Genomic DNA, 14,656 nt, shown 5'->3' on the forward strand with positions numbered 1-14,656 from the left:
CGGAAAGTTGTGACCGGATCTGACTGTGCACAACCGCAGCGCCGGCTGAAGCCGGCTTCAGCAACCGGAGATCACACCACCCAAGATGCCGCCCATCGCGGCCCCCATTGGCAGGCTCCAGAGGCGATTGCGGGAGTTGCTGGCCAACAACGCTCCCAATCCGCCACCAATGGCAGCCCCGGTCAGCACGGTGCCCCTATTGCAGCGATTCACGGGAGGAGGGCTATAGAGCTCAGGCTCAGAGGCGATGGGGTAGTCATAGGAACTCACGGGCAGGGGGGCATAGGTTCGGCCTCGGGGCGGACCGTAGTTGTCGTAGGAGTAGCGCTGACCGCCGTAGCGCTGATCCCCGTAGCGCTGATCGCCGTAGGGATAGGCCTGGGAGGCCTCAGGAGCCAGGGCTGCACTGCCGAGCAGGCCGGCCAAAACGAGAGGAAGAGCAGAGAGGCGCATGGTTGATCTTGCGGAAGGTGATCTCGAGGTAGGTGGTGTGGCGGGGAATGGGGTTCGGAGAAAGAAAACCGAAAAGGCCGTCAGAGGCTCAGGCCGGGCCGCCCGGGCAGCTGGGCGGTGAAGCCCTGGCGGTCCATCAGAAGCTGCCATTCCTTCTGATCGCGCCGCCTCTGACGCTCCCGAGCCTGCTCATCGCGGCGCAGGCACTGATCGTTGTCCCAGCGCTCACGGGCGCTGCTGAGGCAGCGATCCAGTTGGTCGAGGCGCCACTGGGTCTGGCGATAGGACTGATCCGCCAAGGCCCGCTGAGCCTGAACCCAGCCGCGCGTGAGGTCCGAATTAGGGCTCCAGGGGCCGAAGGCTCGACCGGGGAACTGGGGATCGGCCATGGCGGAGCCGTCACTAACGACGCCGCTACCCAACAGGCCCAGCACCAGGGCCAGACGGGGAAGGGGAAAGGACTTCATGGGAAGAAGGTGGGTGAAATTGTGCAGCCTCGAGCTGTCACCCCGGAACTTTGCGGCGAACCAACGGGCGAAGTGCAACCGAGTTGCCACCAACCTGTGACCAAATCCGACAGACGCGGGGGTTAACCGGCAGTTTCAGCTCCCCAGCTGGCTTTTGGAGCGCCCCCAAAGGGCGATTCCAAAACGAAATCCAAAGGCGGGGCTAGGGCCATTGCCGGAGCCATCGCTCTCCAGCCGCTCCAGCCCACCGCCGTGGGCGGCCGCCACCCGAGCGGCAATCGCCAGCCCCAGGCCGCAGTGGCCGCTGCCACCTCGGGCGGCATCGAGCCGCTGGAAGGGCATCAAGGCCTGATCCCACTTACCGGCAGGGATGCCTGAGCCCCCATCCCAAAGCACGATGCGGAAGCCCTCCCCCTCAGGCGGCCCGGACTGCAGTACCAGCCTCAGCGGTGGTGCGCCGTAACTGCGGGCGTTATCGATCAAATTGGCCACGGCCCTGGAAAGCGCCACCGGCTGCACCACTCGCAGCAAGGGCTGCAGCTCCAGCGCCAGGGTGTCGGCATCCAGGCCCGCCGCCACCTCGGCCAGCAGCTGGTCAAGCGGCACCGCCACGGCCACCTCGTTGTCGTTACCCCCAGCGAACAGCAAAAACTGTTGAGTGATCCGCTCCAGGGCCGCCAAATCGGCCTCAGCCTGTTGCAGATCCACTCCCGGCAAGCCGGCCAAGCTGAGCCGAAAGCGCAGTCGTGTAATCGGGCTTTTGAGGTCGTGGGCGATGCCACCCAACATCACCGAACGCTCCTGCTCGACGCGCCCCAAGCGCCGCACCATTGCATTGAAGCGGCCGGTGAGCTGGCGAACGGTGGTGGTGCCACGCTCCTCCGGCAGAGCGGGTGGCCCGGCGGCGGTGCCTACCCCGCCCAGGGCCCGCTGCAGCTGATGCAGGGGGCGTTGCACCTCGATCCAGAAAAACAGCAGCAGTGCCACGCTGCCGCCCAGCCCCAGACCCGCCAGCAGCAGCCAGGGATCGGGCGGCCAGCGGCGGGCCGGCGGAATCGGCGCCAGCAGCCACACCGGCTCCAGCGGTGCCAGCAGTTGCACCCACACACCCCTGTGCGGCAGCGCTGCCGGCAGCACGGTGGGACAGGGCCGCAGCTCACGGCAGAGCTGCTGGCGGAGCAGCCGTCCCTCGGCAGCCAGAGCAGAGTTGGTGGAGGTGAGCGGAAGGGCCCCGACTCGCAGGGACAGGCCACTGAGCCGGGCCAGGGTCGCCGGCGGCAAGCGATCGAGGGCCAGCTCCGCTAAGCGCACCTGAAACAGCACCTCGGGCCCCAACTGGGCAATGCGGGCCCGCTGCAGACGCTCGGCCAGCAGCGCCTGCAACTGGGCCGTACTCAGCAGGGCAACCCCAAGTCCCACCAGGCCGTAGCGCAGGGCGGTCCTAACGGCTGCGAGGTTGACCATCGGGCACGAATACATAGCCATAGCCCCACACCGTCTGCAGGTAGCGGGGTCGAGCGGGATCCGGCTCCACCAATTTGCGTAGCCGCGACACCTGCACATCCATGCTGCGGCTGTCTGTCACTGAATCCGGCCCCCGCGCCAGCTCGACCAGCCGCTCACGCGAAAGAGGTCGGTGCGGATGCTGCACAAAGGCCGCCAGTAAAGCGAATTCGCCTGAGGTGAGCACCGTGATCCTTCCCCCCTGCTCCAGGGTGCGGGCCGCCAGATCCAGCACCTGCTCACCAATCGTCAAGGACTCCCCTTCGGCCAGGGGCGTACCGGCCGGCAGGGCGACGCGGCGACGCAAAACCGCCTCAATGCGGGCGGTGAGCTCCCGCGGCAGGAACGGCTTGGCCAGATAGTCGTCGGCGCCCTGCTCCAGGCCGATGATCCGATCCACCGCATCGCCTTTAGCGGTGAGCATCACCACCGGCAGATCGTCGCCGCCGTCTCGCAGACGCCGCAGCAGGGTGAGGCCATCGTCTCCCGGCAGCATCAGATCCAGCACCACCAGATCGGGACGCTGGCCTGCCAACCGCGCCATCAGCTGGGCTCCGTCTGCCAGGCAGCGCACGTCATAGCCCTGGTCGATCAGGTAGGTGCCCACCATGCTCCGCAATTCGGGGTCGTCATCAACCACCCAGATGCTTTGACCAGGGGACATCGCGGTGCCATTCCGGAAAGATTTAGTCACAGCTTGGCCGGAATCTGGCAATAGCGGGCAGCACAGGGCTGCATAGCCTGAGTTCATTCCCACCTAAGCCATGCCCACCGCAACCATGGTTCCTGGTGTTCGTCACCCGCTGCGACTGATCGCCAGCCGCCTGGCGGGAGTGCTGCTTTTGGCCACTGTCGTCAGCCCAGAACTGCCGGCACGGGCGGCCGATGAGTTTGAGGTGTACCAACAGCGGCTAGCGCAATTGTTCCGGCAGCTCGATCGCAACGGTGATGGCAGGCTGGAGCTTGATGAAGTGCGCACCAACGCCTACCTTCTGCGCCACTTCGAGCGGCTCGACCGCGGCGGCAAGGGCTACCTAGTGCCCGGCGACCTGCGTTAAGGATCCAGCTGGGTCTTGTCGGCCACCACCAGCACCCGCTTGGTGGCACTGACGATGCCCTTGGGATGGACCAGCAAAATTGCCCAGGTCTGGGATCCCGGTGTGAAGGGAGCCTGCACCGACTTGAACAGGCCACCGCCACCCAATGCTCCCAGCTGGAGCTCTGGGCTCTCCAGAGCGTTCACCTGCTGACCGGTAAGGGCCACCAAACCACCCGCCGCGATCGCCCCCTCCAAGGGCTCGTCAAACAACGCGTCAACGTCATAACGCTGACCTGTGAGCACCGCATCCGGGATCAAAAGACTCACGGGTATATCGGTCTCACCGCTGCGCATCAGGGTCTGCTCTCGAATCACTATCTGGCCATTGATGCGGCCCCCAGGACCGCCACTGCTGCTGAGCACCAGCTGTTGCTGGGCATTGAGCCGGTAGCGAGTAGGGCCTTCCTGCCGGCTGCCGGTCACCTGGAGCTGCACGGTGCTGCGCCCATCACGCAAAGGCTTGCCCGTGGTGAGCTGCCAGCGGGCATCAGGGAACTGCCGCAGCACGCTGCGCCTTCGCAGTTCCACCAGGGTTACGTCGAGCCCAGGACCGTCCTCCATGGCGCCCCTGAGCTCGCCGGTGCCATTGAGGGCCGTTTCCAGGGCCTGGAGCTGAGCCGCACTGGGCCCGGCAGCAGCAATAGCGGGCACCGTGCTGACCAGCAGGACGGCGAGGCCGGCCAGGCCGGCCAGGCTTCGGGGCAGAAATCGGCCAAGTAGCTGGAGACGCGGCATGGGGCGGCGGAAACCGCTTTTAAGTTAGGCATGCTTCAGCCCCAGCACCCATGCCCAGGCTCCTAATTGCTGCCAGCGGCACCGGTGGCCACCTATTTCCTGCTCTAGCAGTGGCCGATGCCATGCCGGCGGATTGGAGCGTGTCGTGGCTGGGGGTGCCAGACCGGCTGGAACGCCAGCTGGTGCCTAGCCGCTATCCACTGCACACGGTGCGGGCCGGGGGGCTGCAAGGCCGGGGCCTGCGCAAGCTGCTCAACCTGCTGCAACTGCTGCAAGCGGTTCGGTCAGTGCGGCGGTTGATCCGGCGCGAACGCATCGCAGCGGTTTTTACCAGCGGCGGCTACATCGCGGCGCCTGCAATCCTGGCGGCCCGCTGGGCCGGCGTGCCGGTGGTGCTGCATGAGAGCAACGCTGTGCCCGGCAAGGTGACTCGCCTGCTGGGCCGGCTCTGCAGCCAGGTGGCTGTGGGCCTGCCCCAGGCCGCTGCCCGCCTGCCCCGCTGCCGCCCCCTGGTGACGGGAACGCCGGTGCGGCAAGCCTTTCTGGAGCCCGCCCCCCTGCCCGAATGGGCTCCCAAAGGCTCCGGGCCCCTGCTGCTGGTGATGGGCGGCAGCCAGGGAGCCGTGGGTCTCAACCAGATGGTGCGCCCCCTGCTTGCCAAGCTCACGGCCGCTGGCGTGCGGGTAGTCCACCTCACCGGCAGCAACGACCCCGAGGCAGGCCAGCCCCTGCCAGCCGGGGTGGTGGAGCTTCCCTTCAGCGACGAGATCCCGGGCCTGCTGCAGCACGCCGCCCTGGCGATCAGCCGCAGCGGCGCCGGCGCCCTCAGCGAGCTGGCGGTGTGCGGCACCCCGGCGGTGCTGGTGCCCTACCCCGCCGCCGCCGACCACCACCAGGACGTCAACGCCGCCGCTGCGGCCGAACTTGGGGCGGCCGTGATCGTGTGGCAGCACGGCCCCGCTGAGCCGGCCCTCGAGCGCTGCCTCTGGCGACTGCTGGGCCCGCGCCTGCGGGGTGCACCAGCTGCTTGTGATCCCTTAAAGCAAATGTCTACAGCCATGGGCGAGCTGGCGGTGCGCGATGCCGATCAACGAATGGCCTCACTACTCAGCCAACCCAGGGATTGATCACATCAAGCCCCACAATCGCACTCCTGCCGCAAGGCCCGGATGATGCGGCGGTTGTGGCGGCGGCTCTGGACGCCAATCCGGAGCCAACGCTCACCCAGCCCTTCGAAGGAGCGGCAATCGCGCAACAGGATGCGGTGACGGCACTCCAGGCCCTCGCGCAGCGGCACAAGGGACGCGTCGCCGTGAATCAAAAGAAAGTTGGAGGCTGACGGTAGCGGCGTGATGCCCGGCAACGCCTCCAGACGGGCCGAGAGCCAGGCCCCCTCGCGGGCTGTCCAGCGCTGCACCCGGCGGCACCAACGCCCGTAGGCCAGCGGATCGGCCAGCAACCGCTCACCCACCGCCAGCGCCAGACCGTTCACCGGCCAGGGATCGCGCCAACGGACCCAACGAGCCAGGCGCTCCGGCTGGCCGAGGGCATAACCGAGACGCAGGCCGGCGATCGACCACAGCTTGGTGAGGCTGCGGATAACCACCAGGTTGGGGTGGGCCTGTAGCAGCGGAATCAGGCTCTGGGCTTCCCCCCCTGGCACCAGCGGCAGAAAGGCCTCATCGGCGATCACCAGGGCGAAGCGCTGCAACAAGGGCTCGAGGGAGGCACGGCTCCACAGCGCTCCGGTTGGGTTGTGGGGGTTGGTGAGCCACAGCACCGCGCCCGCCGGAGCCGCCGGAAACGGCTGCGGCTCCGAACTGGCCTGCAGCGTCAACGGCAGAGATCGCCAGGCGCCGCCCCAGCAGGCCAGGGCACGGGGGTAATCGGCGAAGCCCGGCTGGGGCACCACACTCAAGCCGGCTGCCGCCGCATCGCGCGCTGCCCAGGTGAACAATTCCGCCGCCCCATTGCCCGGCAGCGTCCAGTCGGGCTCCACCCCATGCAACTGGGCCAGGGAGGCGCGCAAGCCAGTGGCGTGCCGGTCGGGATAAGCCCGCAGCGGCGACCCAGAGGCGAGGCCCAGGGCAGCCTTCAGCAGGCGGCCGCGCACAGCCCAGGGCGGCCCGAAGGGCACCAGGGAAGCGCTGGCATCCAGCAGCTGGGAGGGCCTGCAACCCAGGCGCGCGGCGGTGGCGGCCAGATTGCCGCCATGGCGCTGGTGGAGCGACATCGGCATAGCCGAAAGCTAAGTGCTGCCGGCGGCCGCCTGGAGAACAGCCCTGTGCAACCTGGGAAGCGCGCGAATTCCTGCGCTATAAGCCGTTGCAACGGGCACGAATGCCATGCCAAGACGCATCGCGCCTCCGACGTTGCCAAGTCCAGTCCTCCTGCTGAGCGCCTCCGCCAGCTTGCTAGCTGTAGTAGCAATGCTGATGCCGCCTACCGCCAAGGCGGATTCGCGCGACCTTTTCAAACTGCTGGAGACCCGCAGCTGCCGTGGCTGCAAGCTCCAGGATGCAGATCTGGTGCATGCGGATCTACGCGACGCCGATCTACGCCATGCCCAGCTGCAACGGGCCAACCTGGGTCAGGCACGCCTGGATGGGGCCCAGCTCAGCGGGGCCAATCTGAGCTTCACGAGCCTGATGGGCGCTTCCATGCGCGGGACCGACCTGCGCGGCGCGCGGCTAGATGGCACCGATCTGCGCCAAGCCGATCTCAGTGGTGCCCTGCTGGACGCAGGAGCCCTGTCCCGCAGCCACTGGCAACGGGCTACGGGCATCGAGCCCACGCAACTGAGTTACGCGGAATTGCACAACGCGGGCGCCGAGGCCGCGCAGCAGGGCCGCTATCCAGAAGCGGAATCATTCTTCAGTGCAGCCATCCGCAAGGAACCCACCGCCGCCATCAGCTGGGTGGCGCGGGGGATCTGCCGCGGCGAACAGGGCAAGAGCGAACTGGCCGCCAATGATTTCAACTACGCCGCAAGCCTCTATGGAGAACGCGGCGAACAGGAACAGGCCCAACAACTCAAGCAGGCCGCGGAGAAAATAGTGGCCGCTACAAAATTAGACAACCCAAGCGGGAACGGGATAGGCAGCAAAGCACTGGGCGGCGCCTTCGCGGCGTTTCAATTTCTGGCCCCGATCGCAGCCAAGGCGTTTCTGCCTATGGGATTCTGAATATAATTCAATTCATCCTCCGACGCGAAAATCGGGGACGGAATCCATACTCAGTCCTGATTAATTACGGCATTCAAGAGCTTCAATACATCAACATCCACGCCAAACGATTGATCGCAAGTTCACACCAAAGACAGCGCAGTCTCTAACCGGAGAGATCCTCTCGCATCCAGCCAGCTTTAGGCGGGCCAAGCAAGCGAACGACGCCACAAAGAATTCCATCATCTTTGATGTTAGAAAACCCTACTACAACTACAATCAGTCCCCCAATTCGTTTTAATTGACCACTAAATACCGATCCGGCTAACATAGGAAAACTCCTTGCCTAGCATAAATGAACAAGGATTATGCGACCAATGCCAGATAGCCTAGAAACCTGATCCTCCCATAAGCTCACGCGCCTGGGAAGTTGAAGGGCGATAACCGTACCCATAAAGTCCACCTTGCTCATCATCGAGCAATCTAGGAGTAACCAAAATAACTAATTCACGCTTCTGCCTTTGATTAGATGAATTTCTGAAGTATTGACCAACAAAAGGAATATCTCCCAAGATCGGCCATTTAGTTACCGCTGATTGATCTACATCTGAGATCACACCAGTCATCACAAGCGTCTGGCCATCTCGGACTCGAGCACTTCCAGTATCTAAACGGCGGAGAGAAAGGATGTCAATTGGTCCGCATCCTCCAATATTTTGCTGTCTTGTAACGGCTGAAATTTGTGGAGAAATTGTAAAAGTCACAAATCCATTGTCATCAATACGATTAACACGGGCGCCAAAGGTTAATCCTGCAATCCCGAGCTCAGGCTGACAGCTATTGGGTGCTCCATTTTGACCAGCTTTCACTTGATAGTTGGTAATTACTTGCTCTCCAACTGTGACAAAAGACTCATTGGCTCTTTCTCGGCCAATTGTCGCACTAGACCCCACCAAACCATTAGAACTAATTTGAGCCTGCTGGGCGGCACCTCCAATCGCTTCTGAATTTTCAGACAATATGAGAGTTGGGCTGGCTAAGACCTTAGTATTTCGAGACTGGATAGAAGCCCGCACCAAATCGTAAAGATTATTATTGCCATAGGCGAGTCCAGGGTTTCTTGCAGGATTAGCACCTTGCGCTATCTGGTTAAAACCAGGAAAAGGAAGCGACGAATCAATCACCGTCCCCGGGGGAGTAAAATTATTAAATGCTCCAACAAGCCTACCCTCATCATTGACTATAAAATTATTACCCAGCCTCAGGGCAAAGCTATTATTAATGTCCGTATCATTGTCCAAGGTAATGTCAAGGATCTTAATGCTAAGCGCAACCTGGCGCTGGCGAAGATCTATTTGGCGAAGATATTTCTCAGCAATAATTACAGCATTCTGGCTGCCTACCAAGGTAATTGTTTGCAATCTGGGATCAATCGTCCCTCCTAATCCCAGTAAAGGCCCCGTAGACGCGCTATAGGTATCAGCTTGAGTAATTTTTCTTGTGCTCCTCGCAGCCTCATCCTGATTCTGTTCTTGCTGACCATCTTTAGCTTTCCTGCCCGAATCCTGAGACTGGTCCGAATCTTGAGGACCTGAAGAAGTTACGCCCAATCCGATCTTAAATCCAGGAACAGCAATAGAAGCACCAAGTGAATTTAAATACTCAGCAGCAGATTCGGAAGACGCTTGATTTAACCTATAAGTTTTAGACATAACCGCCCCAAAAGACTTTGAAGCAGCGGAAAGGCCAGCAAATATTACGCGCCCTTCCAGCCTTCCCTGAAGACCAGCTGACAACAATACTGAATTCAATACAGTCTCGTATTTCTCGTTCACGAAGAAAGCAGTAACAGGCCTAGACCCTAAAGAAACCTTACCCACACGCGCTTTGGCATCTGCGCTAACATCGGCATCCATGAGGCCATAATCAAACTGATAGTTAGATTTATCAGGTTCCCTCTCGTCGATCATCACAAAGCCATAGCCGCCAATTTTCGCGATGGCCATCAGCGCATCTTTGGCCCTTGATTCACGCAATGTCAAAGTAATTCGAGGACCTGAGATTTTTACATAGCTTGGATTTTGCATCATCATCGTCCCAACCGCCATATCTCCCAGCGGCGGCGCAACAGCCCGGGGCTGAAGCGGTGGCGCATAGGTGGGCAACGGCACAGCGCCGGGCTGGCTGAGGTCTAGGCGATTTGTTTGCAGGGAAATCTGCGGCGAGGCGGGAAAGGTGAGGATCAGATTCACACCATCAGCACTCACCACCGGGCGCGCCAGGGGAACCCCAGGCATTGGGGTCACCGACAGGCTGTAACTGCTGCCGGATCCATCCAGGCTGACTGACTGAAAACCAAGCTCCGGCAAAGAGATGCGCTGCGGGCCAGACCGCAACCCCGTAGGAATAGCTGTAAGCAGCTGACCCTGCCAGCCATTGCTTCGCATTGACTGCTGCAACTGGGGAGCCGCGCCAACCCCCTGCACAACCAGCTCAACAGCATTACCCAGGCGACGCACCTGCAGCTGGATAGGCCCCGCCGCTACACCAGCAGAGCCACGAAAGGAGGAGGAGGATTGACCGGTCGCAGACGCTGGAGCACCTGCAGCGGATTGGCGAGGGCCAGCTTGGCCAACTGCGTCAAGAAGGACAAAACTGGGAAGGACTGCCGCCGCCGCGGCAGTAACAAAACGCCGCCCAAATTTGCTGCCCAACGTTTTTCGTACAACTCTACGCAGATCTTAGCGAAATGATTTCTAAAAAACCAGTGCACCAAATGAGGGCAATGGGCGACGGATTAATTGTTAAGGGCCACAGGCGCAGGGGGCCGATTAGCGCCAGCTTGATAATAAGTTATGGTCAATTTCAGCTCCGTTTTGGCTGCGACATGGGTCATAGCTGATGAGAACGAACCGTCCAGATTGCCCTTCTGATTAGCTTTCTGATTGCCATCCTCAGTCGCCGGCTGAGGAGCGGCTTTAGGAGACTCCACAGCAGTCAAAGACAAGTTGCTTTGTGACACCAAAACAGTCAGCTTTTCAGTGGCACGCAAAAACGCCAACACATTGGGATAGGCCCCCCGGGCCGTTAGCAAAACCTTCTGGGCGTTCAGACCGGCCCCCTCAAGGGGTGACTGGGGTGCTGGCGCTGGCTGATCACCCTTCAGGGACTCTTTCTTCCCATCCTCAGGAAGAGTAGGCAGTGCCGTCAGGGGCTCATACAGATCCAGCTGCACACCAAAGCGACTGGCCTCCCGATCCAGCTGGGCCAGGAATGTCACCAATTCGCCACTCCCCTCGATCAGTTGCAGCACCTTTTGCTGCTTACGCTCAGCTGCAGCCTCGCTTTCCGCCGTTTTGGCGATCTGAGCCCGTAGCAGAGGGATCCGGCCCTGGATCTCCTCGAGCTGGGCCAGCCTTTCACTTTCTGCCTGCAGCTTCAGCCACTGGGGAACCACTCCCAGACCCAGCACAAAAACTGCCAGCACGGCCCCCACGCCAATCGGCACCCCCAAAAGCAACCGTTGTAGCCCATGGTTGGCATGGCGATCAGCACCATCCTGAAGATTGGACATCAGAGCAAGCCCTCCCTTTGCAGCAGATCCAGACGGCGCACCAGGCCCTCAGCTCCAAGCTGGGTGAGTATCTGTTTCTCTGCTAGCGGACTAATAGGCGGACGAAAATTGATCAGAAGCTCAAAACTGACTGGTCCTAATCCAGATGTATTGGCCTCAGCAACACCCCGAGACGCTTTGACCAGAGTGACGGCATTGGTATCAACCAAAGCGGAGCGCTTCAACTGCAGCTGAAACGCATTTATACGGGCAAAGGCCTGTGGATCACGCGAAACCCCCTTGAGCCGGTAGCCATTCCCCTCTTCCGTAGCAGCGGTGAGTTGAACACCTTCAGGAACTCGCAGCTGCAGATCGCGCATCAGCGCCGATCCAGAGCGCACAGCAATCAACCCCTTGACCAAATCTGCGTTGGCTTTCTCCACCCTATTGAGCTTGCCCCGTGCCGCCGTGAGCTGAGTTTCAAACAGCTGGACTTCCGCCTCCACCGTGCCGAGGCGACCCACCTCAGCGCTCACCATCAGGGCACGCAGTAACACCAAAACAGCCATCCCCAGCGAGATCCCGATCAGAGCAGCACCGATCGCTACGCCCTGCACCAACAGTTGACGACTATGAACTGCAACCTGGAGTGGATCGGGCAGGTTCAGTTCCTGACGTTTTTCACGCAGGAGGTCGAAATCAGTGGTGAGTGGCATTGACGTCACTGGACCAGCTCCAAGGAGGCCAAGCCCTGCAAGCAGAGGGAACCAAAGCCATCTCGATCGACCAACTCGGCTTCCAACCCCAGCGCTTGCTCCAATGACGCCGCATCATCAAGGGGTGCAGAGAGCAGCAACCTCACCGGTGCCTGGGGAGCCTTGAGGTTTCGATAAAAATCCAAGCTCTGTTTCAAGGCCGGAATCAAATCAACCATCGGCCCAGGCAGCATCCGCTCAAACTCAGGCACTCCTTTGTTCCACACAATCAGGTTTGTTTGCTGATCCAGCGGCTGCAGCAGCGCCACCAGGGAGCTTGCGGGTGTGGCAGCCAGCTCGTCGCGGAGGCCCCACATCATGCACAGCTGCGAGGGCAGCAGATGCTGCAGGGTGCCACCAGCAATCGCAAACACCTCCACCCAGGCATCCACCACCGACCGCTCCGCTGCGATCACTAACGAGCTAGCGGCAAGGCCCGCCAGAGGCTGCACATCTATATAGGCCTGCTCCAGTGGAAACGGCCAGCCCAGATCCGGGTTCAGCGCGCGCAGGTCGCCCACGGAATTCGCCTGCTGGTGGCCGGCCGGCCAATCAACTACCCGCCAATGGGCCGCTTGCCGGGGCAGGGACACCACCAACTGAGCATCAATCACCCCGTACTCCAGCAGCAGGTCGCCCAAAAAATCCCCGACCGCATCCTTGAGTTGCGGCACCCCATCGCGGCAGGTCAGAGCAGGAATTGGGGCAGTCCAAATCGGCTCCAGAGGCTTACCCCGCTTCACCAACTGAGCAGTCACCAACTGCTCAGATAGATCAATCATCACCAGCTTGGGGAAGATCTGGGCACGGAGGGGGCGCCAAGTGTTTTGGAGTCCCGCCACTACCAAGGTGCAAACCCATTCGCTATTGCAACTTACCGAACATTCAGCGCCAGGCCAGACCGGTGCCCACGGCTGCGCTGATATGGCTCAGGCCATGACGATCCAGCTGGGACGCCAGACCTTCCAAAATCTGCGGCACCAGCGCTGGCCCACCGTAGATCCAGCCGGTATAGAGCTGCACCAGCGAGGCCCCCGCGGTGATCCGCTCCCAGGCGCTCTCGGCCGAATCGATCCCGCCGACGCCAATCAGGGGCAAGGCTGGACCCGCCGTGGCCCGCAGCCGACGCAGCACCTCAAGGGCCCTGCCCCGGAGGGGCACTCCGCTGAGACCGCCGGCCTCCTCGGCCAATGTGCGGCCCGTCTGCACCAGGCGCCGCTGCTCCAGGCCAAGGCGATGCAGACTGGTATTAACGGCGATTACGCCGGCCAGGCCCTCCTCGTAGGCCATGCGGGCGATGGCATCAATGGCGTCGTCCTCCAGATCCGGCGCGATCTTCACCAGCAGCGGCGGGCAGGCCGGCAAGCGCCGCAGCCGCTCCACCAGGCGCCGCAACAGGGTTTCCTCCTGCAGCTCCCGCAGACCCGGCGTGTTGGGCGAGCTCACATTGATCACCGCATAGTCGGCCAGGGGGGCGAGTAGCTCCAGGGAGGAGGCGTAGTCGTCGGGGGCCAGCTCCAGGGAGGTGATCTTGGATTTGCCCAGGTTGATACCAAGCACCGCCGGGCGCTGGCCCGGTGCCGGCAGCTGCTGACGCTCCAGGGTGCGGCGCAACACCTGGGCGCCGCCGTTGTTGAAGCCCATGCGGTTGAGCGCCGCCCGCTCGGCAGCCAAACGAAACAGCCGCGGCTTGGGATTACCCGGCTGGCCGTGCCAGGTGACCGTGCCCAGCTCGGCAAAGCCAAAACCAAACAAATGCCAGATCCCTGCTGCTACACCGTTTTTGTCAAATCCAGCCGCCAGGCCCACCGGGTTAGAGAAGCGGCAGCCAAACAGGGTTTGCTCCAGCCGTGGATCGGGGCGCTGCAGCTCAGCGGCCAAGCCTGCCAGGGCACCACTCACCAAGGGCCACTGGCGCCGCAAAGACGCCTGGGCCAGGGCCGTGAGGGTGAGCTGGCTGAGCTGCTCGGCGTCAGCGCCGTCATCGCGCCCCAGCAGCGGAGCCACCAGCCGCCCGTATAGGGCCTCTGTGCTGGTGCGAACCGTGCTGGTGAGAACCGTGTTGTTACCAGCCCTGGTCGAAGAGCCTGAATCCACCATCAGCCGCCGCCTACTCCCGCACCACCAATCCTCCCTCGTCCCGTTGCAAACGCCAGCGCCCTCCCTCCAGGGGCAACACCTGCCAGTCGCGCCAGCGCCAGGGGCCACTGCGGCGCTCCAGTTGCTGCAGGGGCTGCTCCACCAACTGGGCCAGCTCCACCAAGCTGAGACCGTAGCCCTGGCCAGCGAAGCGATCGGCCAGCTCACAGCGGCTGAGCTGCTGCTGCAGGGGCGCAGGCGCCGGGTCGGCAATCTCTGGGCTAGGGGCGGCGTTTTTAGTGCTGGGAATATCGGCAGGAATATCGGCAGGAACGTCGGCTTCGATCCGGGCAGTGGCGATCACCTCGCCAGCCGCCATGGCCGGCATCTGACCCTTGGAAAAGGCCACGGCGATCGCATCACAGCGGTCGTTGTCTGGATCACCGCTGTGACCCTTGACGTGCACCAGGGACACCCCCTCAAGCCTGGCCTGGTCCAGCTGCTCCCATAGATCCCGATTGAGCACCGCCCCGCCGGAGGCCGTGCGCCAGCCCTTGCGCTTCCACCCCTGGATCCACTTGCTGAAACCATCGATCAGGTAGCGGCTGTCGGTGCGAATGCTGAGCTGGTCCGGACGGGGTAGCTCCTTGATCGCCTCCAACAAAGCCAGGGCTGCGGTGAGCTCCATGCGGTTGTTGGTGGTGGCCCGATCGGCGCCGCCCATCTCATGCACCGAGCCATCCTCGAAGCGCAGCAAGGCGCCCCAGCCGCCTGGACCCGGATTGCCACTGCAAGCACCATCACAGGCCGCAGCCACCACTTTCACCGGCTTAGCCGCCACTGGACAA

At 62.3% G+C, this 14,656-nt stretch carries 15 protein-coding genes; 3 read left to right on the forward strand and 12 right to left on the reverse strand.

Going from position 1 to position 14,656, the window contains the following annotated elements:
• Nucleotides 1-57: 57 nt before the first annotated feature.
• The 4 genes from KBY99_RS04615 to KBY99_RS04630 form a co-directional block, all read right to left on the reverse strand.
• The gene (locus tag KBY99_RS04615) at nt 58-453 is read right to left on the reverse strand and encodes a glycine zipper 2TM domain-containing protein (RefSeq protein ID WP_254997630.1); all 396 of its coding nucleotides are present in this window, start codon (nt 451-453) and stop codon (nt 58-60) included.
• Nucleotides 454-533: 80 nt separating this feature from the next.
• The gene (locus KBY99_RS04620) at nt 534-920 is read right to left on the reverse strand and encodes a hypothetical protein (protein ID WP_254997633.1); all 387 of its coding nucleotides are present in this window, start codon (nt 918-920) and stop codon (nt 534-536) included.
• A gap of 135 nt (nt 921-1,055) precedes the next feature.
• Nucleotides 1,056-2,384: an ATP-binding protein gene (locus KBY99_RS04625; protein ID WP_254997635.1), complete on the reverse strand. Its 1,329-nt coding sequence runs from the start codon at nt 2,382-2,384 to the stop codon at nt 1,056-1,058.
• A complete protein-coding gene (locus KBY99_RS04630) occupies nt 2,362-3,087 on the reverse strand; it encodes a response regulator (RefSeq protein WP_254942233.1) in 726 nt (241 codons plus the stop codon). The genes KBY99_RS04625 and KBY99_RS04630 overlap by 23 nt, the downstream gene beginning before the upstream one ends.
• 100 nt (nt 3,088-3,187) lie before the next feature.
• Between KBY99_RS04630 and KBY99_RS04635 the strand changes: the two genes are divergently transcribed.
• A complete protein-coding gene (locus tag KBY99_RS04635; protein ID WP_254960775.1) occupies nt 3,188-3,481 on the forward strand; it encodes an EF-hand domain-containing protein in 294 nt (97 codons plus the stop codon).
• Here the strand turns inward: KBY99_RS04635 and KBY99_RS04640 are convergent.
• The gene (locus tag KBY99_RS04640; RefSeq protein WP_254997637.1) at nt 3,478-4,257 is read right to left on the reverse strand and encodes a hypothetical protein; all 780 of its coding nucleotides are present in this window, start codon (nt 4,255-4,257) and stop codon (nt 3,478-3,480) included. The two genes, KBY99_RS04635 and KBY99_RS04640, sit on opposite strands and share 4 nt — an antisense overlap.
• Before the next feature lie 50 nt (nt 4,258-4,307).
• Between KBY99_RS04640 and KBY99_RS04645 the strand changes: the two genes are divergently transcribed.
• The gene (locus KBY99_RS04645; protein WP_254997638.1) at nt 4,308-5,384 is read left to right on the forward strand and encodes a UDP-N-acetylglucosamine--N-acetylmuramyl-(pentapeptide) pyrophosphoryl-undecaprenol N-acetylglucosamine transferase; all 1,077 of its coding nucleotides are present in this window, start codon (nt 4,308-4,310) and stop codon (nt 5,382-5,384) included.
• Between the two features lie 5 nt (nt 5,385-5,389).
• Here the strand turns inward: KBY99_RS04645 and KBY99_RS04650 are convergent, their stop codons facing one another.
• Entirely contained in the window at nt 5,390-6,490 is a 1,101-nt protein-coding gene (locus tag KBY99_RS04650) for a pyridoxal phosphate-dependent aminotransferase (protein WP_254997640.1), read from the reverse strand.
• 202 nt (nt 6,491-6,692) lie between these two features.
• Between KBY99_RS04650 and KBY99_RS04655 the strand changes: the two genes are divergently transcribed.
• Nucleotides 6,693-7,442, forward strand: a complete 750-nt coding sequence (locus KBY99_RS04655) for a pentapeptide repeat-containing protein (protein WP_254997642.1) — start codon at nt 6,693-6,695, stop codon at nt 7,440-7,442.
• Between the two features lie 368 nt (nt 7,443-7,810).
• Here the strand turns inward: KBY99_RS04655 and KBY99_RS04660 are convergent, their stop codons facing one another.
• The 6 genes from KBY99_RS04660 to KBY99_RS04685 all read right to left on the reverse strand — a co-directional run bounded on the left by KBY99_RS04660 (nt 7,811) and on the right by KBY99_RS04685 (nt 14,649).
• Nucleotides 7,811-9,718, reverse strand: a complete 1,908-nt coding sequence (locus tag KBY99_RS04660) for a type II secretion system protein GspD (protein ID WP_254997885.1) — start codon at nt 9,716-9,718, stop codon at nt 7,811-7,813.
• A gap of 500 nt (nt 9,719-10,218) precedes the next feature.
• Complete coding sequence (locus KBY99_RS04665; protein ID WP_254997644.1) at nt 10,219-10,995, reverse strand: hypothetical protein; 777 nt, start codon at nt 10,993-10,995, stop codon at nt 10,219-10,221.
• Nucleotides 10,995-11,690 carry a PilN domain-containing protein gene (locus KBY99_RS04670; RefSeq protein WP_254997886.1) on the reverse strand — a complete coding sequence of 232 codons (696 nt, stop codon included), beginning with the start codon at nt 11,688-11,690 and terminating at the stop codon, nt 10,995-10,997. The genes KBY99_RS04665 and KBY99_RS04670 overlap by 1 nt, the downstream gene beginning before the upstream one ends.
• Before the next feature lie 5 nt (nt 11,691-11,695).
• The gene (locus KBY99_RS04675) at nt 11,696-12,487 is read right to left on the reverse strand and encodes a hypothetical protein (RefSeq protein ID WP_254997647.1); all 792 of its coding nucleotides are present in this window, start codon (nt 12,485-12,487) and stop codon (nt 11,696-11,698) included.
• 127 nt (nt 12,488-12,614) lie between these two features.
• A complete protein-coding gene (locus tag KBY99_RS04680; RefSeq protein WP_254997649.1) occupies nt 12,615-13,829 on the reverse strand; it encodes a quinone-dependent dihydroorotate dehydrogenase in 1,215 nt (404 codons plus the stop codon).
• A 10-nt stretch (nt 13,830-13,839) separates the two neighbouring features.
• Entirely contained in the window at nt 13,840-14,649 is an 810-nt protein-coding gene (locus tag KBY99_RS04685) for a ribonuclease H (RefSeq protein WP_254997650.1), read from the reverse strand.
• Nucleotides 14,650-14,656 lie beyond the last annotated feature (7 nt).

The sequence above is a fragment of the Cyanobium sp. Maggiore-St4-Cus genome, assembly GCF_024345615.1.
GTDB classification, from domain to species: domain Bacteria; phylum Cyanobacteriota; class Cyanobacteriia; order PCC-6307; family Cyanobiaceae; genus Cyanobium_A; species Cyanobium_A usitatum.

Excerpts from the sequence above, each read along its gene's own strand:
- KBY99_RS04615 (WP_254997630.1), bottom strand. The coding sequence starts at position 453 with ATGCGCCTCTCTGCTCTTCCTCTCGTTTTGGCCGGCCTGCTCGGCAGT.
- KBY99_RS04620 (WP_254997633.1), bottom strand. The coding sequence starts at position 920 with ATGAAGTCCTTTCCCCTTCCCCGTCTGGCCCTGGTGCTGGGCCTGTTG.
- KBY99_RS04625 (WP_254997635.1), bottom strand. The coding sequence starts at position 2,384 with ATGGTCAACCTCGCAGCCGTTAGGACCGCCCTGCGCTACGGCCTGGTG.
- KBY99_RS04630 (WP_254942233.1), bottom strand. The coding sequence starts at position 3,087 with ATGTCCCCTGGTCAAAGCATCTGGGTGGTTGATGACGACCCCGAATTG.
- KBY99_RS04635 (WP_254960775.1), top strand. The coding sequence starts at position 3,188 with ATGCCCACCGCAACCATGGTTCCTGGTGTTCGTCACCCGCTGCGACTG.
- KBY99_RS04640 (WP_254997637.1), bottom strand. The coding sequence starts at position 4,257 with ATGCCGCGTCTCCAGCTACTTGGCCGATTTCTGCCCCGAAGCCTGGCC.
- KBY99_RS04645 (WP_254997638.1), top strand. The coding sequence starts at position 4,308 with ATGCCCAGGCTCCTAATTGCTGCCAGCGGCACCGGTGGCCACCTATTT.
- KBY99_RS04650 (WP_254997640.1), bottom strand. The coding sequence starts at position 6,490 with ATGTCGCTCCACCAGCGCCATGGCGGCAATCTGGCCGCCACCGCCGCG.
- KBY99_RS04655 (WP_254997642.1), top strand. The coding sequence starts at position 6,693 with ATGCCGCCTACCGCCAAGGCGGATTCGCGCGACCTTTTCAAACTGCTG.
- KBY99_RS04660 (WP_254997885.1), bottom strand. The coding sequence starts at position 9,718 with ATGCCTGGGGTTCCCCTGGCGCGCCCGGTGGTGAGTGCTGATGGTGTG.
- KBY99_RS04665 (WP_254997644.1), bottom strand. The coding sequence starts at position 10,995 with ATGTCCAATCTTCAGGATGGTGCTGATCGCCATGCCAACCATGGGCTA.
- KBY99_RS04670 (WP_254997886.1), bottom strand. The coding sequence starts at position 11,690 with ATGCCACTCACCACTGATTTCGACCTCCTGCGTGAAAAACGTCAGGAA.
- KBY99_RS04680 (WP_254997649.1), bottom strand. The coding sequence starts at position 13,829 with ATGGTGGATTCAGGCTCTTCGACCAGGGCTGGTAACAACACGGTTCTC.